Consider the following 23637-nt stretch of genomic DNA (forward strand, 5'->3'; position numbering starts at 1 on the left):
TGCGAGGTCGAGGTGCTGACCGCACTCGCAGCGCTGCCGGTCGCCGCGATCCTGATCCTGATGGTCGGCGCCAAGTGGTCGGCCTCGCTCGCGGGCGCGACGGCGGCCTTCGGCGCGATCATCCTCGCCCTGACGGCCTTCGAGTTCGGGCAGGACGGCCTGTTCGACCCGCTCGAGGGAGTCATCGGGGTGCTCGCGCGCGCGGCATGGGTGGCGTTCACCGTGATGCTGATCATCGGCCCGGCGCTCGGCATCCATCACCTGCAGCAGCGCACGGGGGCGACCGCCACGTTGGAGGCGGGGCTGGCGCGGATCACCCCGGACCCGCGCGTCGCGGCGCTGCTGATCGTGTGGTTCTTCTGCCTGCTCATCGAAGGCGCGGCGGGATTCGGCACCCCGGTGGCGCTCGCGGCGCCCTTCCTCGTCGCGGCGGGCTTCAAGCCCGTGACGGCCGTGGTGGCGGCCATGGTGGGGCACGCCTCTGCGGTGCCGTTCGCTGCGGTGGGAACCCCCACTCTCGCGCAGCTCGCGATCGTCGACTACGGACCTCGCGAGCTGTCATGGGCCGTCGCGCCATACATGGCCGTCGTCGGGCTCGTGCTGGCGTTCGTGGTTGCCCGACTCGTGGGCACCCTGCTGCCGACGGCGGGCCCGCCCTGGACGTGGATGGCCGTCGCGTACGCCGCGTTCTTCGCGCCGAACCTGCTGATCGCGCGGTTCGTGGGGCCGGAGCTGCCGTCGCTCGTGGGAGCGATCGGCGGCGCGGTGGTGTTCATCCTCGCTGTGCGGTGGGCCGTCAACCGACGCATGCGCGCGGATGCGACCGGGTCGGGTCCTCCTCTCGACGACGACGAGATCGCCGCCGAGGAGCGGGTCCGCGAGAGTGCCGAGGAGGCGATCGAGCGCTCCGAGGAGCTGCGTGCGGCCGATGCGCGGGGCGGCCAGTCGATGCCCGTCCGCACCGTGCGCCGCGAGCCTCGCATGAGCGTGCTCGCGGCGACCGCTCCGTACCTGGTGCTCGTCGCGTTGGTGCTGGTCACGCGCCTCGTCGCGCCGGTGCGCGAGGCGGCTCAGTCGTGGGAGGTGCGCTGGGAGCTGTTCGGACACTTCTCGGAGAGCATCCAGCCGCTGTACCACCCGGGGCTGCTGCTCCTTCTGTCCTTCGTGGCGGGCGCGCTATGGCAGCACTCGGCGGCGAGAGACGTCGGGCTCGCATTCGAGAAGGCCACCTACCAGGTGATCCCGGTGTTCGTCGCGCTGGTCGCGATGGTGACGGTCGCGTTCACCATGTCCGAGTCCGGCATGACCACGCAGCTCGCGGTGGCGGCCGCAGGAGCCGGCGCGGCCTGGCCGGTGCTGTCCCCGTTCGTGGGGGCCCTGGGCACCTTCATGACCGGGTCGGCGACCGCGTCGAACATCCTGTTCACCGAGTTCCAGGACCAGACCGCGCGCTCGGCAGGCCTCGATCCCGTGCCGCTGATGGGTGCGCAGGGCGCAGGTGCCGCCATCGGCAATCTCATCTGCCCTCACAACGTGGTCGCTGCGGCCGCCACCGTCGGGCTGTCCGGCCGCGAGGGTCAGGTGCTGACGCGGGCGCTGCCGATCGCGGCCGTCTGCCTGGCGATCATCGGCGCGATGGCCTGGGTGATCGTCTAGCGTCAGGGCTTGTCGGCAGTCAAGCGTGCCGCGAGCAGCTCCGCGATCTGCACCGCGTTGAGCGCGGCGCCCTTGCGCAGGTTGTCGCCCACGATGAACAGTGCGAGCCCACGGCCGTCATCGACTCCGTGGTCCTGGCGGATGCGGCCCACGTAGGTCGGGTCCGCGCCGGCGGCCTTGAGGGGCGTGGGCACCTCGTCGACGACCACGCCGGGCGCACCGTTGAGCACCTCGTATGCCCGCTCGGGTGACAGGGGAGACGAGAACTCGGCGTTCACGGACAGCGAGTGGCCGGAGTACACCGGCACCCGCACGCAGGTGCCGCTCACCCGCAGTTCGGGGAGCCCGAGGATCTTGCGCGACTCGTCGACGAGCTTGCGCTCCTCCACGGTCTCGTTCGAGCCGTCGTCCAGAAGGCCGCCCGCGAGCGGCAGCACGTTGAACGCGATGGTGTCGGTGTAGACCGAGGGCGCGGGGAAGTCCACGGAGCGCCCATCCCTCGCCAGCGCATCGGCCTTGTCCGCGACCGCGCGCACCTGCGAGCCCAGCTCCTCGACGCCGGCGACTCCAGAGCCGGAGACGGCCTGGTAGGTCGAGACGATCAGGCGCACCAGGCCAGCCTCGGCGTGCAGCGCCTTGAGGGTGGGCATGGCGGCCATGGTGGTGCAGTTGGGGTTGGCGACGATTCCCTTGGGGATGTCGTTCAGCGCCTCGGGGTTGACCTCGGAGACCACCAGCGGCACCTCGGGGTCCATGCGCCAGGCGCTCGAGTTGTCCACCACGACGGCGCCCGCCGCGGCGAACCGGGGCGCGTACTCCTTCGAGGGACCGCCGCCCGCGGAGAAGATCGCGATGTCGATGCCGGCGTAGTCGCCCGAGGCGATGTCCTCGACGGTGACGTCCTTGCCGCGGTGCTCGAGGACCTTGCCCGCCGAGCGGGACGACGCGAACAGGCGCACCGTCGCCTCGGGGAAGCGCTCGGCCACGAGCTCGCGCATGACGGTGCCCACCTGTCCGGTGGCGCCCACGATGGCAATGGTCAGGGTCATCGTCCGCTCCCTCCGTAGACCACGGCTTCGCCGTCGGTCGAGTCCAGTTCGAATGCGGTGTGGACGGCGCGCACGGCGTCGTCGAGAGTCTCGGAGCGGGTCACCACGGAGATGCGGATGTCGGAGGTCGAGATCATCTCGATGTTGACGCCCGCGTCCCTCAGAGCCGCGAAGAACTTGGCACTGACGCCGGAGTTGGACCGCATGCCCGCTCCGATCAGTGAGATCTTGCCGATGGTGTCGTCGGTGCGCAGCTCGGCGTAGCCGATGGCGTCGCGGTCGGCCTCGATCGCGCTGGTCGCACGCGGGATCGACTCGGCGGGAAGCGTGAAGGAGATGTCGGTGACGCCCGTGACGATCGCCGAGACGTTCTGGACGATCATGTCGATGTTGACGTCGGCGCGCGCCACGGCCTCGAACAGGCGCGCGGCGGAGCCGGGCACGTCCGGCACTCCGATGACCGTGATCTTGGCCTCGGAGCGGTCGTGTGCGACGCCTGCGATGATCGGGTCTTCCATCTCGTCTCCTTCGTCAGTGTCCCCCGTCACCCAGGTCCCCTCAAGGCCTGAGAAGGACGAGCGCACGTGGATCGGCACGTCGAATCGCCGCGCGTACTCGACGCACCGCGGCATGAGGACCTTGGCGCCAGAGGCGGCCAGGTCGAGCATCTCGTCGTACGAGACGCGGTCGAGCTTGCGGGCGGATGGCACGATGCGCGGGTCTGCGGTGAACACGCCGTCGACGTCGGTGTAGATCTCGCACACGTCCGCGCCGAGCGCGGCGGCGAGGGCCACGGCGGTGGTGTCGGAGCCGCCCCTGCCGAGCGTGGTGACGTCCTGGGTGTCCGGGTGCAGCCCCTGGAAGCCGGCGACGATCGCGACGTCCCCGTCATCGACCGCCTTCTGCAGGCGGCCGGGCGCGACGTCGATGATGCGGGCGCGGCCGTGGTGCTCGGTGGTGATGACCCCGGCCTGAGGCCCGGTGAACGCCTGAGCTCCCACGCCCATCTCGCGGATCGCCATCGCCAGCAGCGCCATCGAGATGCGCTCCCCGGCGGTCAGGAGGATGTCCATCTCACGGGGGGCGGGGTCGGTGCTCACCGCGTTGGCGAGGTCGATCAGTTCGTCAGTGGTGTCGCCCATCGCGGACACGGCGACCACGACGTCGTTGCCCGCGCGGCGCGTCTCCACGATGCGGCGCGCGACGCGCTTGAGCGCATCGGCGTCCGAGACGGAGGATCCTCCGTACTTCTGCACCACGAGAGGCATGCGGGAACTCCAGGAGTGTCAGTGTGGGATGCCCGTGCCCGGGCACGGGGCCTCATTCTAGTGAAGCGGCGGGCATTCGCCTATTCGTGCACGCCTCCGCGACAGTACGAACCCCCAGCATCCCGACACGCCGTGAGGAACGGCTCCACGATCGGTGGCAGCGGCGTGTCGCTGCACCGGTGGGTTCGTACTGTCGGAGGGCGTGATGAGGCACAGTGTCCGGCCGGCCGATGCGCAAGCGGGACTCGCGGATAGCATGAGCGCGTGCGCCTCACCGACGATCCGATCGTGACCACCACCGCCGGTCGACTGCGCGGCCGCTGGCGCTCTCGCACGGACGCGCGGGGAGTCACCGCACGGTATGCCACGTTCAGGGGCATTCCGTATGCGGCACCGCCCGTGGGCAGCCTGCGCTTCGCCGCACCTGTCCCCGCGCCGGGGTGGGACGGAGTGCGGGACGCGGGCGACTTCGGGCCGACGCCGCAACGCGAGTCCCCGTATGACCCGCCACGCATCCCCGAGCCGTCCATCTCCGGCGAGGACGTGCTGTCCGTCAACATCACGACTCCCGACCCGTCGCCGTCGGCCGGGCTCCCGGTGCTGGTGTGGATCCACGGCGGCGGCTTCGTCGCCGGGTCCCCGGCCAGCCCCTGGTACGTGGGGGAGTCCTTTGCGCGTGACGGCGTGGTCACCGCGACGCTGTCGTACCGCTTGGGGTTCGAGGGCTTCGGTTGGATGGAGGATGCCGCCCCCCACCGTGGGGTGCTCGACTGGATCGCGGGCCTCGAGTGGATCCAGCGCAACGTGGCCGCTTTCGGTGGCGATCCGAGCCGCGTCACCATCGCCGGCCAGAGCGCCGGTGCTGCCGCCGTGATGCGGCTGCTCACTCTTCCCGCCGCCGAGCACCTGTTCGCCCGGGCGATGGCGATCTCTCCGGCGGATGCGTCGCCGACCCTGGACCGCGCGCGCCGGGCCGGGCAGGCGGTGGCGCGATCGCTCGGCGTCTCGCCGGACGTGGCGGGGATCAGCACGGTCGACGAGGTCACGGTGTTCCGCGCCCTCGGCGCGGCGAATCCGCAGCCGGCCGATCCGATCGCCGTCCTGCTGCCCCGTTCGGCAGAGCCCCTTCCCTTCGCTCCGGTCGTGGATGGCGATCTGGTGCCCCAGTCGGTGACAGAGGGGATCCGTGCGGGCGTGGGCGCCGGCAAGCCCCTCCTGATCGGCTCGACTGCTCACGAGTTCAACGAGGCGCTCGTCGGAGCGACATCAGGCCGGCCAGAGGTGGACGCTGTCGAGCTCCTCCGCGACGCCGGCGTCCCGCGGGACCTGGCCTTCGCCATGGCCGCGCGAGAACCCGACCGCGGCGCGGAGTGGGCGCTGGGGCAGGTGCTGTCAGACGCGATCTTCCGTGCGCCCACGGCCGGCTGGGCCGCGCTGCGCGGTGACGGGCCCACATGGGCCTACGACTTTCGCTGGGAGTCGCGCTCCGATGCCGCCACCGGCGCGGCACACTGCGTCGACGTGCCGTTCGGCTTCGACATCCTGGATGCCGAGGGCGTGCCGCACGCCGTGGGTGAGGACCCACCGCAGGCGCTCGCGGACGCGGTGCACGCGGACTGGCTCGCGCTGGTGCGCGACGGCGCTCTCGACGCCCCTCGCCATGCGCCCGACCACCGCGCCATCGTGTACGGCGCGGACGGCCGGCGGCGCACGGCGCCCGCATACGACCTCGAGCGGCGCATCTGGTCCGAGGCGCTCGCGCGACCGCTGCCTGACTGAGCCCGGTCAGGCGGAGGCGTTCGCCACCCAGCGCCCCAGGTGAGTGGCCTCCCTCTCGAGCGGCGACGGGTCATCCAATGCACGCGCCAATGCGGCCCCACCCTCAATGCCCGCGAGGAGGTGGACAGCACGGGCATGGGCGGCCTCGGCGGCGAAGCCCAGCTCTTCGAAGCGCGCGGCGAGCCAGTCGATGGCCTCCCGGTGCGCGCGGTCGCTGCCGGTCCCGGCCGATGCGGTGGCGAGCAGAGATCCGTGCGCACAGATGGCGGCGGAGTCGTCCACGTACGCACCAAGGAAGCCGACGAGGGCGTCGGTGGGCTCGGGTCCGAGCCCGGTTCGTGCTGACGCGAGGGACTCGGCCACACCGTCCGCCACGGCTTGGGCGATGTCCGCCTTGGTCTTGAAGTAGTAGTAGACGGAGCCCTGGGCAACGCCGGCCTCGGTCGCGATCGCGGCCAGGGTGGTGGCCTCCAGTCCATGAGTGCGGGCGAGACTGATCGCAGCCTGCGTGAGGCGCTCGCGCTTGTCGCTTGCGGGACGGGGCATGGCGGCTCCTCGAATCGATAGCGCGGTGGAAACAGTGAGTTCGCTCACTAGTATCCGGCGTCGTTGCCGCCTTGAGGTTCCCGACACGCCAAGAATCAGGGGTTTCCCTCATATCCGCAGGTGACGGGCTGTGCCAGGGTGGTCCCGATGGCACGCGGCGCGTCGAAGCGCCATCCCAACTGCTCAAGGAGTGGAATGACCATCATGGACGAGGCGCCTCCGATCACGGGGGCCATCACGGCGCGAGGAGTGGAGCGGTCCTTCGGATCGGTTCGTGCGGTCGAGGCCGCGAATCTTTCGGTGTCCCACGGCAAGGTGACCGCACTCATCGGACCCAACGGGTGTGGCAAGACCACCCTGATGCTGATGCTTTCGGGGCTGCTGCGGCCCGATGCCGGCGAGATCACGGTGGCAGGAGCCGACCCACGGACCGACGCCGCCGCCGTGCGCGCCGCCATCGGCTGGATGCCAGACCAACTCGGGTCGTGGGACAACCTCACCTGCCTGCAGACGCTGACCCTGATGGGAGAGGCCTACCGGATCCCTCGGACCGCCGCCCGCTCCAGAGGCGCCGCCCTTCTGGAGCGCGTGCACCTGGGAGAGTTCGCCAACCGGCCAGCTCGAGTCCTGTCCCGCGGTCAGAAGCAGCGGCTGTCGCTCGCCCGCGCCCTGGTCCATGACCCCCAGGTGCTGCTGCTGGACGAGCCGGCCAACGGCCTCGACCCGCGGTCACGGGTGGACCTCCGGCTGCTGGTCCGCGAGCTGGCTGCCGAGGGTCGCGCGGTGTTGGTCTCGAGTCATGTGCTCGCCGAGCTCGACGCCATGGTCGATGACGCCATCTTCATGTCGAAGGGCCGCACTCTCGGCGCGGACGCGGCCGCGATGGTCGCTGACGCTCGGCTCAAGTACCGCATCGATGCGCTCGATCCTGCTGCGCTCCGCGCGGCGCTGATCGAGGGCGGCGTCGACTTCGAGCCCACCGAGACCGGAGCGATCACGCGCATCGCAGACGAGGCGAATGCGGCGCGGGCACTGGGGTGGCTGGTCGGACGCGGGGTTGAGGTGCACCGGTTCGGACCTGTGGGATCGGCCCTTGAGCAGACGTACATGGCGATGAATGAGGAGCGGCGATGAGCACCGATGTCGAGGAGCAGTACCGAGCCACGCCACTGAGTGACGTGCCCGTCTCGCCGCCCGCCCGCAGGGGCAATCCGTGGCTCCCCACGTTCCGGGGTGTCCGGCTTGTGACCCGTATCGAGCTGCGCCGCCGCCGCCCCAGCACCAAGGGGTACGTCTTCTACGGCATCGTGTTCGCGATCGCGGTGGGAATCTGCATCCTGTCTGCGGTGCTGTCGCCCTCCGAACTGTCGTCGACCAACCTCGAGTTGGCGCTGATCTTGATTCTTGGCATCGGCACCCTCATCGCGCCATCTCTGTCCGCGACCGCCATCAACGGCGACTCCGGCGAGGGAGTGCTCGCGCCACTGCAGATGACGCACCTGACCGCTGGCGACATCGCCATCGGCAAGCTGCTGTCCTCCTGGCTGGTGTCGGTGGCCGCGCTGCTCGCGCTCTCGCCGTTCCTGGTGTTCGCCTACCTGAAGTCCGGATGGCGAATCGACGAGCTCGCGCTGACAGTGCTCGCGATCCTCTTCGTGGTCCTCGCGTTCACCGCGGTGGGCCTCGCCTGGTCCTCCATCGCTGCCAGGGCAGTGGCGTCCGTGTCCCTCGCGCACCTCACGACGGGGTTCTTCGCGATCGGCACCCTCGTGGTCTACGCATTGGTGGGAACCGTGGTGACGGACACGGTCACGCAGAGCGATCGGTACATCGACTGGGAGACCCTGACCCCCGAGCAGTCGGAGGCGCTCGACGACGCGTACATGACGGGTGACTACACCGCGCTCGACCCGAACGACTACCAGTGCGTTGACCAGGAGTGGACCTACGGCGTCACGCAGACCCAGAAGATCGCCTGGATCCTGCTGCTCAACCCGGTGGTGATGATCGGCGAGACCGCGCCCATCGTGGACCCCGAGACCTACGAGAGGGACGGGCGCGCGGCTCCCGGGGCCTTCGCCACGATGCACTCGCTGGTCGCGGGAGCCCGGCTCGGGCCCCTCGAGGACGTCAACGACTACGAGCCGTTCGACGAGTGCGCTCAACTGTTCGGCGATGGACAGGCGGTCGAAGAGCAGACGCAAGAGGAGATGGAAGCCGAGTGGGCCGAGCAGGAGGCGCGCTCTGCGGCGTATGAGCAGCAGCGCGCCAATCTCGACCGCGCTCCGTGGCTGGGACTCGCGGTCATCGGCGCCCTGTTGATGGGCTCGACAGTCGTCGTGATTCGGCGGCTGCGCGTGCCCTACAAGAAGCTCCGCACCGGTACGCGGGTCGCTTAGCGCGCGACCGCATCGGCCGTCGCCTGTGCACTGATGCTCGCCCGAGCGTCAGTGCACAGGCCGCGCACGGTGCTTCTGCACTGATCCTCAGGCAAACGGTCCGTGGCTGGCCTCGGCCGGCCGATGCGCGGCTCAGGTGACGCGGCGTCGCCCCTCGAAGGCGCGTCCGAGCGTGACCTCGTCGGCGTACTCCAGGTCGCCGCCCACGGGCAGTCCTGACGCGAGGCGCGACACCCCCACGCCCATGGGGACGAGCATGCGAGTCAGATACGTGGCCGTCGCCTCGCCCTCGATGTTGGGGTCGGTCGCGATGATGACCTCCTCGATCGCGCCGTCGCCCAGGCGTGTCAGGAGCTGGCGGATCCGGAGGTCGTCCGGGCCGACGCCGTTCATCGGGTCGATCGCGCCGCCGAGCACGTGATAGCGGCCCCGGTACTCGCGGGTGCGCTCGATCGCCACGACGTCCTTGGGCTCCTCGACCACGCACAGGACGTCGTCGAGTCGCCGGGTGTCCGCGCAGATCCGGCACTGCTCGGACTCCGCGACGTTTCCGCAGGTGTCGCAGAACCGCACGCGCTCCTTGACCGTGGTGATCGCCTCCGCAAGCCGCTGCACGTCAGTGGCGTCCGTCGCGAGGATGTGGAACGCGATGCGCTGGGCGCTCTTGGGCCCGATCCCGGGGAGGTGCCCGAGCTCGTCGATCAGATCCTGGACTGCGCCGTCATACATGCGGTCAAGAGTACGGCCGATGTCCGGACCGAGGATGCGGGGGCGCGCGCGTCGCGCGGGGCGCACCAGCTCACGGGTGAGGTGCGGGCGGCTCGGCCCTGGGGTTGCGCTTGTAGGTCGACACGGTGGGGTCGTGCGCGATCCAGAACCTCCACGGCACGTCCGCTGCCTGTCGCACTCCGACGCGTGGACCGGTGGCGATCGACGGCGCGTCGACGTCGCGGCCGGACTCGAGCGTGAGGGGAGGGCCGGCGAGGACGTCGGCTGCGCTGAGCGCGATGTCGATGCCGAGCGCCTGGGTCAGGCAGGCGGGCCCGCGGGCCAGGTTGCGGTCGGGTACCGCGCTCCCGCGGCGCTCCCGGGCCAGGTCGATGCCCTCCACGACCAGCCCGGCGCGCAGCAGCACTCCGCTGGCATGGCCGGGGGCGCCCGTGACGATATTGGCGCACCAGTGCATGCCGTACGAGAGGTACACGTACAGGTGGCCGGCCTCGCCGAACATCACCTCGTTGCGAGCCGTCCGCCCCCGGTGCGCATGTGACGCAGGGTCCATCGCGCCTGAGTAGGCCTCGACCTCGGTGATCTCGACCGTGACCGCGCCCGCGGAGGTGGTGTGGGTCAGTCGCGCGCCCAGCAGAGTGAGGGCGACCTCGTGTGCGGGCCGGGCAAGGTCGGATCTCAGCACGGACACGAGGGAGCGGACGCTTCGTCTAGTCCTTGATGATGGTGCCGCCGAGCATCTGCTTGACGACGTCGGCCCCCGTCAGCTGAGAGTTAGGGGCGGCCTCGTCATCGGGAGAGACCTGTTCCTCATCCTCGTCCCATGGCGGAGGTGCGTCGTCGGTGGGAGGGCTGGCGGCCGAGGGGCCACCGGCGCCATGACCATCGGCTGCAGTCGTGGGGCTCGCGGGAGCGGGCGCCGATGCCACTGCTGCCGGGGAGGCGGCATGAGCGGACGCAGGCGGCGCACTCGCCGGCGCGACGGGCGCCGGCCGCGCGTTCGTGTCAGTGACGGACTCGATGCGCACATTCAGGCCGAGCGTCTCCCGCACCGCCAGCGCGACGTTCTCGGCGTGGGTGCTTCCGGCGAACCGGCCCGCGAGTGCGGGATTGTCGAAAGCGAGCGTGAGCACGCCGCCCTCGACGGAGGCCACCTGCGCGCTCTGGCTGACCATCGACCACGTCACCCTGCGGCGCTCGAGGGTCCCCAGAACCTCCGCCCAGCGCCGACGCACCAGCTCGGTGTCCTCGGCTCCGCCGGCGACGTCGCCGGTCGAGGCGCGGAGGGGCGCGGGTGCGGCTGGTTCGGGCGGGGCAGCCGGCTCCCCCTGGCGGGGCGCGGGGTGCTTGGGCGCGGGCTCGATGCTTCCGACGTTCGGTTCGGGCGTATCCGCAGGCGTTGCCGCGTCCGCAGGCTGTGTCGCTTCCACGGGCGCCGACGCGTCAGCGGGCGCTGGAGTGTCGACGGTCGCGGTCGGGGACGAGGGTGCGGACGGCCCGCTCGACTGCTCTCGCGCAGCCGCCACGGCGGCTCGCGCCTTCGCGGCGCTGCCCGCGGAAGGATCGCTGGCGGCTGCCGGCGTCTCGAGGGCCGGCGCGGTGCCGGGGGAGGACTGGTCGCGGGCGCCCTGAGATGACGCTGCGGCGCCGGACGGTTCGGCGGCTACGGGAGCACCATTGGCGCTGTGAGCCGCGATCAGACGGGCGCACAGCAGTTCGAGGTGCAGCCGCGGCGAGGTGGCGCCGATCATGTGGGTGAGGGCATCGTTGACGAGATCGCCGGCGCGCGAGCCCCGAGCGAGTCCTAGACGGCGGGCCTGGTCCTTCATGCGCTCGAGTTGGTCGGACGGCACCTCGCCCAGCGACTTCACGCCGTCGGACCCGGCTGCGCACAGCAGGATGAGGTCGCGCAGCCGCTCGAGCAGGTCCTCGACGAACCGGCGCGGCTCGTGACCCGTCCCGATGACGCGGTCGACGACGTCGAACAGCGAGGCGCCGTCGCCGGCGGCGATCGCGTCGATCGCGTCATCCAGCAGCGTTGCGTCGGTGAAGCCGAGCAGCGCGATGGCTCGCTCGTAGGTGACGCCGCCCTCGCCTGAGCCCGCCATCAGCTGGTCGAGCACGGACATCGAATCGCGGACCGAGCCGCCGCCGGCACGCACGACGAGTGGCAGCACTCCCGACTCGACCTGCACCGCCTCTGCCTCGCACAGTTCGCCGAGGTAGCCGGTGAGCACCGACGGCGGGACGAGCCTGAAGGGGTAGTGGTGGGTCCGCGACCTGATGGTGCCGATCACCTTGTCGGGCTCCGTCGTCGCGAACACGAACCGGACGTGAGGCGGTGGCTCCTCGACCAGCTTGAGCAGAGCGTTGAAGCCCTGCGTGGTCACCATGTGCGCCTCGTCGAGGATGAAGATCTTGTAGCGGTCGCGTGCGGGAGCGAAGGCCGCGCGCTCGCGCAGCTCACGAGCATCATCGACACCGTTGTGGGATGCGGCGTCGATCTCGACCACGTCGACGGAGCCAGCGCCCCCGCGAGCGAGGCCCACGCACGAGTCACACGTGCCGCAGGGGGTGTCCGTGGGGCCCTGCTCGCAGTTGAGGCACCGGGCAAGGATGCGCGCCGAGGTGGTCTTGCCGCACCCGCGCGGGCCGGAGAACAGGTAGGCGTGGTTGACCTTGTCCGCACGCAGGGCCTGCATGAGCGGCGTGGTGACGTGCTCCTGCCCCACGACGTCGGCGAAGGAGTCGGGGCGGTAGCGGCGATACAGGGCGGTGCTCACTCCACGCACTCTAGTGGCGCGCGGTGACACGCGCATCGGCCCTCCACGGTCCGGGCCGCCAAGCGGCCCCGGGCATGAAAGGACCCCCCACGCACCCGACAGAGCCCGCCTGCCCTTGCTGCATTCCTGCCCTGGGGGAGTTCAGCGAGATGACGCCACGTGAGGGGTCGCAGATAGTCTAGCCGCAGACGCTGTTTAGGTGGACCGCCGATGCTCGGGTACCATCGTCGGGCTTGGAGGATTCGCCTAGTGGCCTATGGCGCACGCTTGGAAAGCGTGTTGGGTGCAAGCCCTCAGGGGTTCGAATCCCCTATCCTCCGCCAAGAGTCCGTGCCCATGTCGAGGTGGATGCCCGTGAACCATGCGCAGTCCGGCGGCGACGCCACTCGCCGCAAGGCCGTGCGTCGGCATCGGCGAGAGCGGCAGTTCGTGGTGTTCGGCATCGCGATGATCGCTCTGGTCACCGTCGCCTTCGCCTCGTTCGCGATCTACCGCGGCGATGTCGAAGGGCCGTTCGACCGGGCCTTCACCACCCCTGCGGGCGAGTTCGAGTCCGACATCACGCTCGCGTGTGCGCCGTCCCGCGCGATGCCCCTGCCGCCCGGCGAGGTGGTGGTCCGGGTGAACAACGGCGCCGGCATCTCTGGGCTGGCGGGCTCGACGGGCGAGACCCTCGAGGGTCGTGGCTTCCTGGTCGTCGGCGCCACGAACTGGACGCAGGACTTCAGCGGCTCCGTGCGCATCCTCTACGGCCAGGAGGGGCTGCAGCACGCGTACACGCTCGCGGCGCACTTCGACGACGTCGAGCTGGTGCTCGACAACCGCCCCGACATCACGCTCGACCTCGTGCTGGGGCAGCAGTTCGGCGAGGAGCCGCAGGTGCGCCCGTTGGACGCTCCGGAGCTCGACCCCACGATCGCGCTGTCATCGCGAGGGGAGTGCCTGCCGGTGAACGTGATCACCGCACGCCCGGCTCCCCGCACTCTGCCGGAGAACCCGCTTGCCGAGGCGAGTCCCTCGCCGTCGCCCTCCGCCGAAGCGTCACCAGAGGGCTGACGCTCCCGCTCTCTGCAAGCGTGCGCGGTGGCCCGAGAGCGCGACTTCAGTCTCGCTCGACCCAGCGGTCGATCGCCCACGCCAGAGCGAACGCCACTTCGGGTCGTTGGCCGTCCGCGACGTCGACCGTGTCACGGTCCCGCACCGTCACCCACTTCTGAGTGATGTGGATGCGCAGGTTCCCGTGCGAGTCGCGGACGGCGTAGTCGTTCTCGATGATGGTGCCCTGGAGCTGCAACTCCTCACCCGAGGCGAAGGCGACGTTCACCTTGTCCTTGATGACGGTGAACGGGGGCGAGTGGAGATGCGCGACCTGCTCGCCGGCACCGTCGATGACATCCATCCGCTTGGGGATGCCCAGCATCACTTCCACTGACATACGCGATCGCGGTCGCTCTTCCGAGCACCGCGACGGGGTTGTTGCTTGCCTGTCTGCTCTCCAGGCTGATCAGCACTGGGAAGACTCAGGTACCGGCAATGCCGGTGCGGCAGAACAGCACCACCACGGCGCTGTTGAAGGGGTACCGACTCGGCCCTTGTGCGAAGGAATGCAGCGCCCTACATTCAGATCAGTCCGGAAGCGGCCTTGCCATTCTGGGTCTCAACAAGGGGGAAGAAATGAACATCACCGTGCTCGAGGGCGTCCGGACGCGCTCGGTTTCGAGCGTCGCCGCGCTCATGCTCGTCGCCCGTTCCGATGAGGCGCGGTGCCCCCGGACGAGATCGACGACCCAGAGTCTTGGAGGGTGAACTGGCGATTGAGAGCGGTGCCTCCGACCCGGGTGATGTGACCGTGTTCGCCTGGCCGGCGAACGAGGTCCTTGCCGAGCTCGACGTCGGCGAAGCCGTGAACATGGACCCGAACGCTGTGAGCGCTGTGGACGCGGATTCGCCCGCCCAGGCCGAGACCTCCTATGTCGAGAAGGCGTGCGTGACTCGCAGGTCTGCGGATCTCCCTTCGTGCGCGCTGACGAATGGAAGGGTGGGAACGCAACGGTCAACACGACTCCGCCGACCGCGAAGTACTGCCGACGGTATGCAGCGGGAGACATTCTTGTGAAGGACAACTCGAAGCAGGTGACGTGGAATGCGGCGGCGAGCTTCTATGGGGTCGGCATCACGGCCCAGACGGGCTGGAACACCCGCGGGCGCCTCCAGGTCATCATGGGAAGCGGCGGCGGCAACATCTGCGGCACCGGCGGTCACGCCACCACGTCGAGTGCGTATCAGCTCGTCGTTAAACCGTGAATCGGGCCGCGGAACGGGTCGTCGCGGTTCCTGTCGTGTTGGCGGCGCTGCTCGGCCTGGCGGCCTGCTCGGTGAGTGACGATGGCCCGTTGGTGGGACCGAGAGTCGAGCCGGGCGAGGTGCGGGTCTGCTCTCAAGCGGGTCACGAGGGTCTGAAGTACTTCTCTGAGCCGCTGGTGAGCACAGATGACCGTTCCGTCCAGGTCACGGGCGTGGAAGGCCCTGTGCAGGGCGACGCCGTCATCAGTGACTACGTTGCCGCAGACGTTGAGGATGTGGGAGCGGTGCCCGCCTCGTGGTGGTGGCCGGGAGAGGTGGGCGCCACTGAGACGATGGCGGTCATGGTGTCCGCCGATGATGCCGAGATTCCGGCGGGCGCGACTGCGCTGCTCGTCATCGAAGTGGACCCGGGCACAGTGGGTGCCGAGGCCGAGCTGGATGGCACGACCGTGAGGTATGAGGTGGGCGGGGAGACTTACGTCGAGCATGTCGGTGTGGTCTATGCACTGGTATCGGGCGATGCATGCTAGATCGGGCGCAGTCGCCCTGCTTGCACTGGACCTGATAGCTTGCAGCCCGGCGCCTGCGTCGACCGACCTGCCGGGGTCTGCCTTCGTCGCTATCGTGAACGCGTCTGCCCCGGACAGTCGCGTGTGGGACCACGCCTACTGTGCGGGCTTGCTGGTCGCCCCAGACCTGGTCGTCACCGCTACCCCCTGCATCGTGGACGGCGCCGCACCAGACGTGGTGGTGGGGGCGCGCAATCTCTGTGAGGGCCCCGGGGCACGACGGGGAGTGCGCGCCGTAGCCATGGGTCACACTGACGCACAGGAGTTGACCCAATTGACGCTAGATGCACCCATCGAAGACGAGGTCGGCACGCTTTCGCCGCACGAGCCGCATGGCCAGTTGCTCGCGACAGGGTGGGGCCGTTCCTCGGCCTTGGGAAGCAGGCCGTGCGAAGCCAAAATCTTGCCCCTGCGGCCGCAGCCGGGAGTGGCGTGTGAAGAGTTGGTGGACGCCGCCCGTGCCGCGGGTCGTCTGCCGGGCAACCCGATGTGCTTGCTGCCCCAGTCGGCGTCCAACACGTGCTTGGGCGACAGTGGAGGCGGCGTGTACGAGTTCTCCTCGGCTGGCCTGCAGATCCATGGTGTGACGCTGGGCGGAGCGGGATGCGAGCCGGAGGATCCTGGCCTCTATGCGTCCGTCGAGGACATCCAGGCGCTGCTTTCGCAGTCGGACGAGTGATCTCGGGAGCTGGCCTACGGTTGGGCTCCCGCGCCAGGCGGCGTAGATCCCGAAACCAACCCTGTCGCGGTCGCCCAGACGAGCACGGCGACGGGGTTGTTGCCTTCTCGCCTGCTCCGCCGGTCGGCCAATACTGGGGCGGCCCAGGCATCGGCAGCGTCGGTGCGGGCGGCACGGCCGGACAGCACCACCACGGCGCTGCTGACCGAGACCGAAGGGCGCACCCATGAACACGCAGCTCACCGTCCAGGCCTGGGCATCGACTGAGCCGACCCAGCGCTACGACGAGAACGACGTCCCCATCACCGTGTTTCGCATCCCAGTCCCGCCGACTCACCCCAAGGACGCGTCAACGGTGGTTCACGGTGAAGACGTGCGCAGCCCTGGCAGAGAACGTCCTCGAGTCCATCAAGCTGGGCCAGCCTGTCATCGTCGCAGGCAGCATGCCCGTTACTACCGACGTCGTGCTTTGGGACATGAGGTGACTTTGGGGCGCCAAAGGGTCTCGCCGAGAGTTGTTACTGCGACCCTTCGCCCTGAACGCAGAAAAGGCCCGTTCTCACTGTTTCACCAGAGAGAACGGGCCCAACTACGTGGCGGTGACGGTGGGATTTGAACCCACGGTACGGGGTTACCGTACACAGCATTTCGAGTGCTGCACCTTCGGCCGCTCGGACACGTCACCGCCGCCGAGGATACCTGGCGCAGGGCCCCGGACCCAAATCGCGCATCGGCCGGCTGCGGAGTCAGCGTCTGGCTTCGAAGAACGCGGACAACAGCGACGAGCTCTCCGCCGCCCGCACGCCCGAGATCACCTCGACCTTGGCACCGATGCGGGCGTCGCGGACCAGGTCCCACTGGGAACCCGTCGCTCCGGCCTTCGCGTCCCAGGCGCCGATCACCAGGCGGGGGATCCGCGCGGCGAGCACGGCACCCGCGCACATCACGCACGGCTCGAGCGTGACCACCAGGGTGCAACCGTCGAGGCGCCAGGTTCCGCGCGCCGCTGCCGCCTCACGCAGCGCCACCACCTCAGCGTGCGCCGTCGGGTCGTGAGCGTCCTCGCGGCGATTGAAGCCTCGGCCGATGACGGAGTCCGCCTCGTCGAGCACGACGGCTCCGACGGGCACGTCTCCGGCGGCCGATGCGCGCTCGGCGAGCGCGAGCGCCTCGCCCATCGCTTCACTCCAGCCCGCACGCTCCCGGTCGCTCACGGTGCCAGGCTACCCGCGCATCGGCCGCCGTCCGCTGGGTGGAAGCGCCGCGCGGCCCGGTAAAGTCGAGCCATGCAGCTCCACGTCGCCGACCACCCGCTCATTCGCCACAAGGTCACCGTACTCCGGGACAAGCGCACCCCGTCGCCGACGTTCCGGCTGCTGGTCGACGAGCTGGTGACCCTGCTCGCCTATGAGGCGACGCGGCATGTGCGAGTGACGGAGTGCGACGTGGAGACGCCGCTCACGTCGACCACGGGCACCAAGATCGCGGACCCCGCGCCGCTGATCGTGCCGATCCTCCGCGCCGGCCTGGGGATGCTCGACGGCATGACCCGGCTGATCCCGAGTGCAGAGGTGGGCTTCCTGGGGCTCAAACGCGACGAGGAGACCCTCGAGGCGATCACGTACGCGAACCGGCTTCCGGACGATCTCACGGGCCGCCAGGTGTTCCTCATCGACCCGATGCTGGCGACCGGCGGTTCGCTGGTGGCGGCCATCGAGTACGCGCTCGAGCGCGGCGCGACGGACGTGACGTGCGTGTGCCTGCTGGCCGCGCCCGAGGGGATCGAGCACGTGCGCGTGTCGCTGGGGGACCGCGCCGACGTCAAGGTCGTGGTGGCGCAGGTCGACGAGCGTCTGAACGAGATGGGCTACATCGTGCCCGGGCTCGGCGACGCGGGCGACCGCCTGTACGGGATCGTCGACCTCTAGACGCGCGGCGTTCCGCCGCGTCCCAGCGCGGCCTTTCCTTTGGCCGTGCCCCGGCGGCAATGTCAGACCCCGGTGAGACGCTGTGGGGGTGGCACAGCGCACGCAGATGAGGCGCCGTCCCCAGGCACGTTGGGTTCCTGTGGACGACACGCCGCGCTGTCCACAGGCTTTGCACAGGGTTATCCACACGACCACAAGATGTGGTGTCAATCACCCCGACTCACCCCTATATCTTGTTGCACACCGATGTAATTCGGGTTACTGTCGTCACACGCTTCGCGCTCTTGACGGGGTCCCTCGCGGGGGATCCCGCCCCGGCCCCAGCACCACATCGTCAGCACCACTCAACGAGGCCGCAGGCCGCACTACAGCTCGAACTTAAGAAGCTCGAAAGCAAGGGGAGAATCGTGACCATCACGGAGAACACCGCCCAGTCCGGCGTCAATGGCGACGCAGTGGCAGAGGCGGTCGCGGAGGCCAACCCGGCCCGCAACGGCATCCACGTCACCAAGCGGGACGGCACGCGTGAGCCCTACAACGCCGACCGCATCAACAAGGCGATCGAGCGCGCCGCGGAGGGCCTGCCGGACCAGATCTCGATCACGACGCAGATCGCCAGCGAGCTCGCGATCACGCTGTTCGACGGCATCACCACCGAGCAGCTCGACGAGGCCGCGATCGGCGTGGCCGTCCAGAACGTCAAGGACGACCCGTACTTCGACACCGTCGCGGCGCGCCTGCTGCGCAAGGTCATCTACAAGCGTGTGCTCGGCGGCTACGAGTCCAACCTCGAGCTGGCGCTGCTGCACCAGGCGCGGTTCCCGGGCTACGTGCGCGACGCCGTGGAGGAGGGCCTGCTGGACACCCGTCTCGCGTCGCACTTCGACCTCGACGCGCTTGCCGCCGCACTCGACCACGAGCGCGACGACCTCCTGAAGTACATCGGCACGGTGACCATGCGCAACCGCTACATGATCACGGACCGCCACGGCAAGGCGCTCGAGGTGCCTCAGTACTTCTGGATGCGCGTGTCGATGGGGCTGTCGCTGAACGAGGCGAACCCCACCGAGATGGCCATCAAGTTCTACGAGAAGATCTCGCGCCTGGACTACCTCCCCGCCGGATCCACGCTGGTGAACGCCGGCACCTCGTACCCCCAGCTCTCCAACTGCTTCGTCATGCAGATGGAAGATGACATCGAGCACATCGCCAAGAGCGTGCGCGACGTCATGTGGCTCACCAAGGGCACGGGTGGCATCGGCCTGTCGGTCACGAAGCTGCGCTCGGAGGGCTCGCCTATCCGGTCGAATAACACCACCTCCACCGGCCCCATCCCGTTCATGCACACCATCGACTCGACCCTGCGGGCCGTGTCGCGTGGCGGCAAGAAGTTCGGTGCGCTGTGCTTCTACATGGAGAACTGGCACATGGACTTCGCCCAGTTCCTGGACCTGCGCCAGAACTCCGGTGACCCCTACCGCCGCACCCGCACGGCGAACACCGCCGTGTGGATCTCCGATGAGTTCATGAAGCGCGTCGAGGCGAACGACGACTGGTACCTGTTCGACCCCGCCGAGGCCCCGGACCTGGTCGAGCTCACCGGGTCGGCATTCTCCGCACGCTATGCGGAGCTCGTGGCACTCGCCGAGGCCGGCAAGATCCGCAGCTTCAAGAAGATGAAGGCGCGCGAGCAGTACAAGTCGATCCTCATCATGCTGCAGACCACCTCGCACCCGTGGCTGACGTGGAAGGACACGATCAACAACCGTGCCCTCAACACCAACACAGGCACCATTCACCTCTCGAACCTGTGCACCGAGATCTGCCTCCCCCAGGACCGCGAGAACATCGCCGTCTGCAACCTTGCATCGGTCAACCTGTCGGAGCACCTGATCGACGGTGCGATCGACTGGGACCGCATGGAGAAGTCGACTCGCCTGGCCGTGCGCCAGCTCGACAATCTCGTGGACATCACGCTGTCCTCCGTGCCCGAGTCGGAGTTCGCGAACCGCGAGAATCGTGCCGTGGGCCTGGGCGTCATGGGCTTCACCGACCTGACCGAGCGCCTGGGACTCGCGTACGAGTCCGAGGAGGCGTACGACCTCATCGACGAGATCATGGAGTTCGTGTCGTTCCACGCGATCGACGCCTCCGCCGATCTCGCCCGGGAGCGCGGCTCCTACGCGAACTTCGAGGGCTCCGGCTGGTCGCAGGGCAAGGTGCCGTTCGACACCATCGCCGAGGCCGAGGCAGACCGCGGCGTCGCGATCGAGGTCAACCGCACCACTCGTCAGGACTGGGACACTCTTCGCGAGAAGGTCAAGGGCGGCATCCGCAACGCCACTCTGATGGCCGTCGCCCCCACGGCATCGATCGGCCTGGTCGCCGGCACCACCCCCGGCTTCGACCCGCAGTTCTCGCAGATCTTCTCCCGTGCGACCTCGTCGGGGAAGTTCCTCGAGGTCAACCGCAACCTCGTCCGGGACCTGCAGGAGCTCGGGCTGTGGGAGCAGCTGCGCGACCAGCTCCTCGAGGTGCAGGGCGACCTGTCACAGCTCGAGGACGCTCCTGATCACCTGAAGGACGTCTACAAGACCTCCTTCCAGCTCTCGCCCTATGCGTTCATCGAGGTCGCGGCTCGCGCCCAGAAGTGGATCGACCAGGCGATCAGCCGCAACATCTACCTCGCCGACCGCGACGTGGAGAACATGATGGAGCTGTACTCGGCGGCGTGGAAGCGCGGCGTGAAGACGACGTACTACCTCCACATGAAGCCGCGCCACACGGCCGAGCAGTCGACGGTGCGCGTGAACAAGACCGAGAAGATGAACAAGGCCGGCTCCAGCGGATCCAGTGGCGCTACCGGCGGTCCGTCGCGTCGCGGCTTCGGTGCTCGCAAGGGCTTCGGTGGGGCGTCCAAGGCGACGGAGGCGACCGCGTCGGCCGCCGAGGCCGCATCCGCGGTCGCCGCGACCGAGGCTCCGGCCGAGGTGGTGGCGTCCGCTTCGGCGGCAGCACCAGCCAAGAAGGGCTTCGGGGCGGCGGCCGCCAAGGCGGCGCCCGCGGTCACCGCGACCGAGCCGCGCACGTCCACGGCGTCCATCTCCACGGCACCCGCCTCGGTGTTGTCGGCGGTCGCATCCCAGGCGTTCTCTCCCGCACCGGTGGAGCAGCCTGAGGTTCCGCCGACGTCCCTGCCAGAGCCGGCGGAGACGCCGACTGCCACCGGTGCCGTCGAGACGGGTGCTGCGCGTGCACCTGAGGGTTCGACGGTGCTTGATGTCACTGAAAGCCTGCATGTCACTGGAAGCACAGTGGCGACTTCGATCGGAGACGCGGAGGTGGTGGGCGGTGTCGCCTGCCCCGTGGACCCGATGGAAGCGCTCCAGTGCGAGTCCTGCCAGTAGCGCTGGCAGAGAGGAACTGAATCATGGCCATTCTCGGCACCGGCATCCAAGACGGACTGCTGCTCAAGCCCATCACGTACCCGTGGGCGATGGACCTGTACAACCAGGCCGTCGCGAACACGTGGTTCCCCAACGAGATCCAGCTCGGCGAGGACCTCGCCGACTTCAAGAAGATGACGGAAGAAGAGAAGCACGCCGTCACCTTCCTGATGTCGTACTTCAACCCGAACGAACTGCTGGTCAACAAGGCCCTCGCGTTCGGCGTCTACCCGTACATCAATGCTCCCGAGTGTCACCTGTACCTCGCGAAGCAGATGTGGGAGGAGGCCAACCACTGCATGTCCTTCGAGTACGTCCTCGAGACGTTCCCGCTGGACCGGGATGAGGCGTACAACTCCCACGTGGACGTGCCGTCGATGGCCGCCAAGGAGGAGTTCGAGGTCAACTTCATCCGCCGCATGACGGAGGAGACCCTCGACATCTCCACCACCGAGGGCAAGAAGGACTTCGTCCGCAACCTCGTCGCGTACAACATCATCCTCGAGGGGATCTGGTTCTACTCCGGCTTCATGGTCGCGCTGTCGTTCCGCCAGCGGAACCTGCTGCGCAACTTCGGCTCGCTCATGGACTGGGTGATCCGCGACGAATCGCTGCACCTCCAGTTCGGCATCAACCTCATCCTCACGGTGCTCGAGGAGAACGAGGACCTCCAGGACCCGGACTTCGCCGACGAGATTCGCCAGATGATCATCGACGCGGTCGAGATGGAGGAGGCGTACAACCGCGACCTCCTTCCCAAGGGCATCCTCGGCCTCAACTCGGACTACGTGAACCAGTACGTCCGCTACCTGGCCGACCGCCGCCTCGAGGAGCTGGGGTTCGAGCCGTACTACAACGTGTCGAACCCGGCCAAGTGGATGGCGACCGCAAACGACACCCTCCAGTTGGTGAACTTCTTCGAGGCGACCAACACGTCGTACGAGGTCAACGCACAGGCCACCAAGAAGTAGGACCCGCAGTTCGGGGCAATGGCCCCGTGGTACGCCGGGGCGGCGATCCACTCGGATCGCTCGCGTCGTGCCACGGGGCCATAGCCATGTGCCAGCGAGCTCGACTTACCAGGCGGTAGGGAATACACTGGCATCGACGGTGTTGACCCACGTGTCCCGCTGATCGAGCTCGTGCTCTGATCGCGATCCGTTCGATGAACTCGGCATAGCCGCCCCACTCACGAAAAGAACTCTGCTGTGACCTCGCGCATTGACACCGCCCCGCCCCGGGCCGTCGTACCCTCCTTCGGCGACACCCTCGCGCGCCGTGAGCGCATCGCGTACATCCTGATTCTGGGCGCGCTCGTCGCGCTCGGCCCGTTCACCATCGACCTGTACCTTCCCGCGTTCCCTGAGGTGGCGCGGGATCTGGCCGCGAGCGATGCCGCCATCCAGCTGACCCTCACGGCGACCACGATCGGCTTCGGCGTAGGCCAGCTCGTCGTCGGACCGCTGAGCGACGCCTTTGGGCGCAAGGTGCCGCTGATGATCGCCACCGTGGTCCATATCCTGGCCAGCATCTTCGTGGTGTTCGCGCCCACCGTCGAGTGGGTTCTCGTGGGGCGCACGCTGCAGGGCATCGGCGCCGCCGGTGGCGCGGTTGTCGCCATGGCGATCGTGCGCGACCTGTTCAATGGTCAGCGGCTCATCCGCATGCTGTCGCGTATGGCGCTCGTCACCGGCCTGGCGCCAGTGCTCGCGCCGGTGATCGGTTCTCAGCTGCTGCGGGTGGTGGACTGGCGCGAGATCTTCGTGGTGCTCGCGCTGTACGGCGTGCTGATCGCGACGATCGCGGGCCTGAAGCTGCGCGAGACGCGTCCCGCTGGGCAGCGCGGAGGCGCGGGTCTTGCCGCGATGCGAGCGCGGTACCGCCGGCTGCTGAGCGACGGAGCGTTCGTCGGCGTCGCAGTCGTGGGAGCGATGACCTTCACCACGCTCTTCTCCTACCTCTCAGCCTCGTCGTTCGTGCTCCAGGATCAGTTCGGCCTCACTGCGCAGCAGTACGGAGTGGTGTTCGGACTCAACTCCATCGGCGTGGTGGCGGGCACGCAGTTCGCAGCGCGACTGATGCGAGTAGTCGCGCCCCGCGCCGTGGCTACGGCAGGAATCCTCGTGATGAGCACCGGCGCGGTGTCGCTGCTGGTGTTCGCACAGCTCGAGTCGGGACTGCTCGGCATCATCATCCCGCTCTTCTTCGTGGTGTCTCCGCTCGGCTTCATCATGCCGTCGGTTCAGGTCATGGCGTTGGAGAAGCACGGGTCTGAGGCCGGCACCGCCGCATCCCTGATCGGTGCGATGAACTTCGGCGTCGCCGGACTCATCTCTCCCGTGGTCGGACTCATGGGAGCCTCCGCGACGTCGATGGCCATTGTGATGATCGGCGCGCTCACCGTCGCCCACGCGAGCCTGTGGCTGGTGGTGCGCCCGCGCACCTCCGGTGACGTCGTGAGGTGAGCAGGAGCATCACTCGCCGTCCATCTCGTAGCGTTTC

Annotated in this window: 20 protein-coding genes, 2 tRNA genes and 1 other RNA gene; 13 read left to right on the plus strand and 10 right to left on the minus strand. The window is 68.7% G+C overall.

All coding sequences use genetic code 11. The annotated features are described in order from the left end of the window. The first annotated feature begins 12 nt into the window (after nucleotides 1–12). Entirely contained in the window at nucleotides 13–1656 is a 1644-nt protein-coding gene (locus tag AOP72_RS00860; RefSeq protein ID WP_062131082.1) for an L-lactate permease, read from the plus strand. Nucleotides 1657–1658: 2 nt separating this feature from the next. On the opposite strand, the gene AOP72_RS00865 is transcribed toward AOP72_RS00860, so the two are convergent. Continuing rightward, nucleotides 1659–2705, minus strand: coding sequence for an aspartate-semialdehyde dehydrogenase (locus AOP72_RS00865; protein WP_062131085.1), 1047 nt, complete (start codon nucleotides 2703–2705; stop codon nucleotides 1659–1661). Then, a complete protein-coding gene (locus AOP72_RS00870) occupies nucleotides 2702–3973 on the minus strand; it encodes an aspartate kinase (RefSeq protein ID WP_062131087.1) in 1272 nt (423 codons plus the stop codon). The genes AOP72_RS00865 and AOP72_RS00870 overlap by 4 nt, the downstream gene beginning before the upstream one ends. 264 nt (nucleotides 3974–4237) lie before the next feature. Between AOP72_RS00870 and AOP72_RS00875 the strand changes: the two genes are divergently transcribed. Continuing rightward, nucleotides 4238–5752, plus strand: a complete 1515-nt coding sequence (locus AOP72_RS00875) for a carboxylesterase/lipase family protein (RefSeq protein ID WP_062131090.1) — start codon at nucleotides 4238–4240, stop codon at nucleotides 5750–5752. Nucleotides 5753–5758: 6 nt separating this feature from the next. Here AOP72_RS00875 and AOP72_RS00880 read toward each other — a convergent pair whose 3' ends face one another. After that, nucleotides 5759–6298: a TetR/AcrR family transcriptional regulator gene (locus AOP72_RS00880; RefSeq protein WP_062131093.1), complete on the minus strand. Its 540-nt coding sequence runs from the start codon at nucleotides 6296–6298 to the stop codon at nucleotides 5759–5761. A 195-nt stretch (nucleotides 6299–6493) separates the two neighbouring features. On the opposite strand from AOP72_RS00880, the gene AOP72_RS00885 reads away from it, so the two are divergent. Together AOP72_RS00885 and AOP72_RS00890 are read left to right on the plus strand one after the other, a co-directional pair. Then, nucleotides 6494–7432: an ABC transporter ATP-binding protein gene (locus tag AOP72_RS00885; protein ID WP_062131096.1), complete on the plus strand. Its 939-nt coding sequence runs from the start codon at nucleotides 6494–6496 to the stop codon at nucleotides 7430–7432. Further along, the gene (locus tag AOP72_RS00890) at nucleotides 7429–8697 is read left to right on the plus strand and encodes an ABC transporter permease (RefSeq protein ID WP_062131099.1); all 1269 of its coding nucleotides are present in this window, start codon (nucleotides 7429–7431) and stop codon (nucleotides 8695–8697) included. Before AOP72_RS00885 ends, AOP72_RS00890 begins: the two co-directional genes overlap by 4 nt. Before the next feature lie 132 nt (nucleotides 8698–8829). Here the strand turns inward: AOP72_RS00890 and recR are convergent, their stop codons facing one another. The 4 genes from recR to ffs all read right to left on the minus strand — a co-directional run bounded on the left by recR (nucleotide 8830) and on the right by ffs (nucleotide 12381). After that, a complete protein-coding gene (gene recR / locus AOP72_RS00895) occupies nucleotides 8830–9426 on the minus strand; it encodes a recombination mediator RecR (protein ID WP_062131102.1) in 597 nt (198 codons plus the stop codon). 70 nt (nucleotides 9427–9496) lie between these two features. After that, entirely contained in the window at nucleotides 9497–10117 is a 621-nt protein-coding gene (locus tag AOP72_RS00900; protein ID WP_202965630.1) for a DNA-3-methyladenine glycosylase, read from the minus strand. 19 nt (nucleotides 10118–10136) lie between these two features. Then, the gene (locus AOP72_RS00905) at nucleotides 10137–12209 is read right to left on the minus strand and encodes a DNA polymerase III subunit gamma and tau (RefSeq protein WP_062136616.1); all 2073 of its coding nucleotides are present in this window, start codon (nucleotides 12207–12209) and stop codon (nucleotides 10137–10139) included. Nucleotides 12210–12284: 75 nt separating this feature from the next. After that, nucleotides 12285–12381: signal recognition particle sRNA small type (gene ffs, locus AOP72_RS00910), an RNA gene on the minus strand. Nucleotides 12382–12444: 63 nt separating this feature from the next. Here ffs and AOP72_RS00915 point away from each other — a divergent pair. Continuing rightward, nucleotides 12445–12532: transfer RNA gene (locus AOP72_RS00915), tRNA-Ser, on the plus strand. A 13-nt stretch (nucleotides 12533–12545) separates the two neighbouring features. Beyond that, nucleotides 12546–13265: a LytR C-terminal domain-containing protein gene (locus AOP72_RS00920; protein ID WP_062131106.1), complete on the plus strand. Its 720-nt coding sequence runs from the start codon at nucleotides 12546–12548 to the stop codon at nucleotides 13263–13265. A 46-nt stretch (nucleotides 13266–13311) separates the two neighbouring features. On the opposite strand, the gene AOP72_RS00925 is transcribed toward AOP72_RS00920, so the two are convergent. Then, a complete protein-coding gene (locus AOP72_RS00925) occupies nucleotides 13312–13638 on the minus strand; it encodes an LURP-one-related/scramblase family protein (protein WP_152650200.1) in 327 nt (108 codons plus the stop codon). A gap of 554 nt (nucleotides 13639–14192) precedes the next feature. Between AOP72_RS00925 and AOP72_RS00935 the strand changes: the two genes are divergently transcribed. From AOP72_RS00935 to AOP72_RS13150, 3 genes are read left to right on the plus strand one after another with little or no spacing between them, the layout of a single operon-like run. Next, nucleotides 14193–14513 (plus strand): hypothetical protein, encoded by a 321-nt coding sequence (locus AOP72_RS00935; protein ID WP_062131117.1) that lies wholly within the window; start codon nucleotides 14193–14195, stop codon nucleotides 14511–14513. Then, nucleotides 14510–15043, plus strand: coding sequence for a hypothetical protein (locus AOP72_RS00940; protein WP_062131120.1), 534 nt, complete (start codon nucleotides 14510–14512; stop codon nucleotides 15041–15043). The genes AOP72_RS00935 and AOP72_RS00940 overlap by 4 nt, the downstream gene beginning before the upstream one ends. After that, the gene (locus AOP72_RS13150) at nucleotides 15033–15761 is read left to right on the plus strand and encodes a trypsin-like serine protease (RefSeq protein WP_238581667.1); all 729 of its coding nucleotides are present in this window, start codon (nucleotides 15033–15035) and stop codon (nucleotides 15759–15761) included. The genes AOP72_RS00940 and AOP72_RS13150 overlap by 11 nt, the downstream gene beginning before the upstream one ends. A 594-nt stretch (nucleotides 15762–16355) precedes the next feature. Here the strand turns inward: AOP72_RS13150 and AOP72_RS00950 are convergent. Then, nucleotides 16356–16446, minus strand: a tRNA-Ser gene (locus AOP72_RS00950). 61 nt (nucleotides 16447–16507) lie between these two features. Then, the gene (gene tadA, locus AOP72_RS00955) at nucleotides 16508–16975 is read right to left on the minus strand and encodes a tRNA adenosine(34) deaminase TadA (protein WP_439645533.1); all 468 of its coding nucleotides are present in this window, start codon (nucleotides 16973–16975) and stop codon (nucleotides 16508–16510) included. Nucleotides 16976–17047: 72 nt separating this feature from the next. Here tadA and upp point away from each other — a divergent pair, with 72 nt between their 5' ends. The 4 genes from upp (at nucleotide 17048) to AOP72_RS00975 (ending at nucleotide 23600) form a co-directional block, all read left to right on the plus strand. Further along, a complete protein-coding gene (gene upp, locus AOP72_RS00960) occupies nucleotides 17048–17689 on the plus strand; it encodes a uracil phosphoribosyltransferase (RefSeq protein ID WP_062131129.1) in 642 nt (213 codons plus the stop codon). A 497-nt stretch (nucleotides 17690–18186) separates the two neighbouring features. Beyond that, the gene (locus AOP72_RS00965; protein WP_062136618.1) at nucleotides 18187–21096 is read left to right on the plus strand and encodes a ribonucleoside-diphosphate reductase subunit alpha; all 2910 of its coding nucleotides are present in this window, start codon (nucleotides 18187–18189) and stop codon (nucleotides 21094–21096) included. A gap of 23 nt (nucleotides 21097–21119) precedes the next feature. Beyond that, a complete protein-coding gene (locus AOP72_RS00970) occupies nucleotides 21120–22106 on the plus strand; it encodes a ribonucleotide-diphosphate reductase subunit beta (protein ID WP_062131132.1) in 987 nt (328 codons plus the stop codon). 237 nt (nucleotides 22107–22343) lie between these two features. Next, entirely contained in the window at nucleotides 22344–23600 is a 1257-nt protein-coding gene (locus AOP72_RS00975; protein WP_084631079.1) for a multidrug effflux MFS transporter, read from the plus strand. Nucleotides 23601–23637: the final 37 nt, after the last annotated feature.

Origin of the sequence: Demequina aestuarii, assembly GCF_000975095.1 — a bacterium.
Lineage (GTDB): Bacteria > Actinomycetota > Actinomycetes > Actinomycetales > Demequinaceae > Demequina > Demequina aestuarii.